The following is a 5,144-nucleotide window of genomic DNA, read 5'->3' on the forward strand; positions in this document are numbered from 1 at the left end:
CGGCGCGCGGGTCCACGCCCTCACGACGGGCCGCCGCTCGGGCGCGAACCTGCTCGCAGCCACCCGCCTCCTCACCACCCGCATGCCGCTGCCGCGGCTGCCCGCGGCCGCCGTACGCGCCCACCGGGACCTCGCCGCGGCCCGGGAGGGCGGCAGCGTGGAGGTGTACACGTACCCGACGGCCGGCGCCGAACTGGACAACATCGCCGACATCCTGCGCCGGGCCCACCTGGAGGACGGCGTCCCCTGGCGGGACATGGCCGTCCTGGTCCGCGCGGGCGGCCGCACCCTCCCGGCGATGCGCCGCGCCCTGATCGCGGCGGGAGTCCCGGCGGAAACGGACGCCGCCTCCACCCCCCTCCGCCACGAACCGGCCGTCTCCCCCCTCCTGACAGCCCTCCGCCTCACAGCCACCGCAGCCCTACCGGGCGGTGACCGGGAGGAGCCCGCCCCGTCGGCCGGGGCCACCGCCCTGCCGGGCGCGGCCGTCCCGCGGGATGCCGCCGAGGCGGCGGGCTCCGGCACGCCCGGTGCCGCCGGGGCCGGATCCGACGCGCCCGCCGCAGGCGTCGGGGCGGGGGCCGACGGGGCCGGGGGTGACCCCGAGGGCAGCGCCGTGACCGCCGGAGGCGAAGGGTGGGTCGGGGTCGAAGGGGCGCTGGCGCTGCTGACCTCGCCGCTCGGCGGGATGGACGCCGCCGACCTGCGGCGGCTCGGGCGGGCGCTGCGGGACGAGGAGCGGGCCGCCGGGGTCGCCGTGCCCGCGCCCTCCGACGTGCTGCTGGCCCGCGCCCTCGCCGAGCCCGAGCGGCTCACCGCCCACGACCCCGCCTACGCCCGCGGCGCGCAGCGCCTCGGCCTGCTGCTGCGCAAGACCCGCGAGCTCCTCCAGGGCGGCGGCACCGCCGAGGAGGCCCTCTGGACCCTCTGGGACGGCACCCCCTGGCCGCAGCGCCTCGAACGCCAGGCCCGCCGCGGCGGCACCGGCGGCCGCAACGCCGACCGGGACCTCGACGCGGTCTGCGCCCTGTTCGACAACGCCGCCCGCGCGGAAGAACGTACCGGCGGCCGCGGCGCGCTCAACTTCCTCGAACAGCTGGAAGCCGAGGACATCGCCGCCGACACCCTCACCGGCAAGGCGGTCCGCACCGACGCCGTACGCCTGATGACCGCCCACCGCTCCAAGGGCCTGGAGTGGGGCCTCGTCGTCGTCGCCGGGGTCCAGGAAGGGCTCTGGCCCGACCTGCGCCGCCGCGGCTCCCTCCTCGAAGCCGACCGCATCGGCCGCGACGGCCTCGCCGAACCCCTCACCCCCGGCGCCCTCCTCGCCGAGGAGCGGCGGCTGTTCTACGTCGCCGCCACCCGCGCCCGCCACCGCCTCGTCGTCACCGCCGTCAAGGCTCCCGCCGAGGACGGCGACCAGCCCTCCCGCTTCCTCACCGAACTCGGCGTCACCCCCAAGGACGTCACCGGCCGCCCCCGCCGCCCCCTCGCCGTGCCCGCGCTCGTCGCCGAGCTCCGCGCCACCACCGTCGACCCCGACGCCTCGCCCGCCCTGCGCGACGCCGCGGCACGCCGCCTGGCCCGCCTCGCCGCGCTCACCGACGACGAGGACCGCCCGCTCGTGCCCGCCGCGCACCCGCAGCGCTGGTGGGGCCTGTACGAGCCCACCGCCTCCACCGTGCCGCTGCGCGACCGCGACCGGCCCGTCACCCTCTCCGGCAGCGCCCTGGACCAGCTCGCCAACACCTGCTCCCTCCAGTGGTTCCTCGGCCGCGAGGTCAAGGCCGACGCCCCCTCCACCGCCGCCCAGGGCTTCGGCAACGTCGTCCACGTCCTCGCCGACGAGGTCGCCTCCGGCCGCACCCCCGCGGACCTGGCCGTCCTCATGGAGCGCCTCGACTCCGTCTGGGACGCCCTCGCCTTCGACGCCCCCTGGAAGTCCCGCCAGGAGAAGGACAACGCCCGCGCCGCCCTGGAGCGCTTCCTGCGCTGGCACACCACCGACCGCGGCGGCCGCTCCGCCGTCGCCACCGAGCACGACTTCGACGTCACCCTCGACGCCGGCGGGTACGCCGTACGGATCCGCGGCTCCATGGACCGCGTCGAGGCCGACCCGCAGGGCCGCGCGTACGTCGTCGACTTCAAGACCGGCAAGGGCGCCCCGACCAGGGAGCAGGTCGCCCGCCACCCGCAGCTCGCGGTCTACCAGCTCGCCGTCCGCGAGGGCGCCGTCGACGAGGTCTTCGACGGCCGCCGCCCCGAACCCGGGGGCGCCGAACTCGTCCAGCTGCGCCAGGGCGCCGCCAAACGCGACGGCGGCGACCAGGTCCCGAAGATCCAGGCGCAGGAACCGCTGCCCGGCCCCGGCGACGGGTCCGGCGAGGGCTCCGGCGAGGGCTCCGGCGGCGGGTCCGGCGAGGGCTCCGGCGACGGCTCCCGCGACGGCTCCGGCGGGGGCGAATGGGTCGGCGACCTGCTGGCCACCGCCGCCGGCCGGGTCCTCGACGAGCGCTTCGCCCCCGCCACCGGCGAACACTGCGCCCGCTGCAGCTTCCGCAGCGCGTGCAGCGCCCGCCCCGAGGGCCGCCAGACCGTGGAATGAGACGCCGGCCGGGAGTGTCGGCGGCTCCGGCTAGCCTTTTGAGGTGACCGCGTACGTGTCCGGGCGGACCCCCGCCCTCGACGATCCCGAGCAGCTCAAGGAGCTCCTCGGGATCCCGTTCACGCCCGAACAGCTGGCCTGCGTCACCGCCCCCGCCGCCCCCCAGGTGATCGTCGCGGGCGCCGGATCCGGCAAGACCACCGTGATGGCCGCCCGCGTCGTCTGGCTCGTCGGCACCGGCACGGTCGCCCCCGAACAGGTCCTCGGCCTGACCTTCACCAACAAGGCCGCCGGCGAGCTGGCCGAGCGCGTCCGCAAGGCCCTGGCCCAGGCGGGCGTCACCGACCCCGACCCCTCCCCGGCCGACGTCGAGGCCGGGACGGCCGGCGGCGAGCCCCGCATCTCCACCTACCACGCCTTCGCCGGGCAGCTCCTCAAGGACCACGGCCTGCGCATCGGCCTGGAGCCCAGCGCCCGCCTCCTCGCCGACGCCACCCGCTTCCAGCTCGCCGCGAAGGTGCTCCGCGAGGCCCCCGGCCCCTACCCGTCCCTCACCAAGTCCGTCCCCGACCTGGTCAGCGACCTCCTCGCGCTCGACGGGGAACTCTCCGAGCACCTCGTCGAGCCCGACGCGCTGCGCGCGTACGACACCGAGCTCCTCGGCGTCCTCGCGGACACCAAGCTCACCAACGACGACCTGCGCAAGGTCCCCGAGGCGGTACGCGGCCGCCTGGAGCTGCTGGAACTGGTCTCCCGCTACCGCGCCGCCAAGCGCTCCCGCGACCTCTTCGACTTCGGCGACCAGATCGCCCTCTCCGCGCGGCTCGCCACCACCCGCCCCGAGGTCGGCGCCCTGCTCCGCGAGGAGTTCCGGGTGGTCCTCCTCGACGAGTACCAGGACACCTCCGTCGCCCAGCGGCTCCTGCTGTCCGGCCTCTTCGGCGGAGGCACCGGGCACGCCGTGACCGCCGTCGGCGACCCCTGCCAGGCCATCTACGGCTGGCGCGGCGCGTCCGTCGCCAACCTCGACGACTTCCCCGAGCACTTCCCGCACCCCGACGGCAGCCCCGCGACCCGCCTCTCCCTCAGCGAGAACCGGCGCAGCGGCGGCCGCCTCCTCGACCTGGCCAACGGCCTCGCCGCCCCGCTGCGCGCCATGCACGAGGGCGTCGAGGCACTGCGCCCCGCCCCGGGGGCCGAGCGCGACGGCCTGGTCCGCTGCGCCCTCCTGAACACCCACGCCGAGGAGCTGGAGTGGCTCGGCGACTCCGTCGCGCACCTGGTCCGCACGGGCCGGGAGCCCGGTGACATCGCGGTCCTGTGCCGCTCGGCCGCCGACTTCGCGCAGATCCAGGCGGTGCTGGTCGCCCGGGACGTCCCGGTCGAGGTCGTCGGCCTGTCCGGCCTGCTCCACCTCCCGGAGGTGGCCGACCTGGTCTCCGTCTGCGAGGTGCTCCAGGACCCCGGGGCCAACGCCGCCCTGGTACGCCTCCTCATCGGCCCCCGCTGGCGGATCGGCGCCCGCGACCTGGCCCTCCTCGGGCGCCTGGCCCGGCAGCTGGTCGCCCGCCCCGACGCCGCCGACGGCCCCGACGGCCGGCTCGCGGCGGCGCTCGAGGGCGTCGACCCGGCCGAGGTCGTCTCCCTGGCCGACGCGCTGGAAACCTTCCTGGACGGCTCGGCCCCCGGCGACCTGCCCTTCTCGGCGGCCGCCCGGGTCCGCTTCGCGCACCTCGCCCAGGAGCTCCGCGACCTGCGCCGCTCGCTCTCCGACCCGCTGATGGACGTCCTGCACCGCGTCCTGGCCACGACCGGCCTCGACGTGGAACTGTCGGCCTCCCCGCACGCCCTGGCCGCCCGGCGGCGCGAAACCCTGTCCAACTTCCTGGACGTCGCGGCCGGCTTCGCCGCCCTGGACGGCGAGGCCACCCTGCTGGCCTTCCTCGGCTTCCTGCGCACCGCGGCCCAGTACGAGAAGGGCCTCGACCACGCCCTGCCCGGCGGGGAGAACACGGTGAAGGTCCTCACGGCCCACAAGTCCAAGGGCCTGGAGTGGGACGTGGTGGTCGTCCCCGACCTGTGCGCGGGCTCCTTCCCGAAGGAGAAGGCACCCGAGGCCTGGACCGCGCACCCGAAGGTCCTCCCGTACGCCCTGCGCGGCGACGCCGACACCCTCCCGGCCGCCCCGGCGTGGACCTCGGCGGGCCTGAAGTCCTTCAAGGCGGCCCTCAAGACCCACAAGGAGACCGAGGAACTCCGCCTCGGCTACGTCACCTTCACCCGGCCCCGGTCCCTCCTCCTGGCCTCGGGCCACTGGTGGGGCCCGACCCAGAAGCGCCGCCGGGGCCCCTCGGCGTTCCTGCAGGCCCTGTACGCCCACTGCGAGGCCGGCTTCGGCGAGATCGAGGCCTGGGCGCAGGAACCGGCCCCGGACGCCGAGAACCCGGCCCTGGCCGCCGACGCCGCCCAGGACCACTCCTGGCCCCTGCCCCTGGACCCGGCCTCCCTGGCCCTCCGCCGCGAGGCGGCCGCCCTGGTG

The 5,144-nt window shown here is 76.9% G+C and carries 2 protein-coding genes; both read left to right on the forward strand.

The genetic code is table 11. The annotated features are described in order from the left end of the window. On the forward strand, nt 1-2,605 hold a 2,605-nt coding region (locus SSNG_RS23510), incomplete at its 5' end, for a UrvD/REP family ATP-dependent DNA helicase (RefSeq protein ID WP_063749903.1). Between the two features lie 43 nt (nt 2,606-2,648). Then, the coding region (locus SSNG_RS23515; protein WP_007266400.1) for an ATP-dependent helicase at nt 2,649-5,144 on the forward strand (2,496 nt) is incomplete at its 3' end.

It is taken from the genome of Streptomyces sp. C (genome assembly GCF_000158895.1).
Classification (GTDB): Bacteria; Actinomycetota; Actinomycetes; order Streptomycetales; family Streptomycetaceae; genus Streptomyces; species Streptomyces racemochromogenes.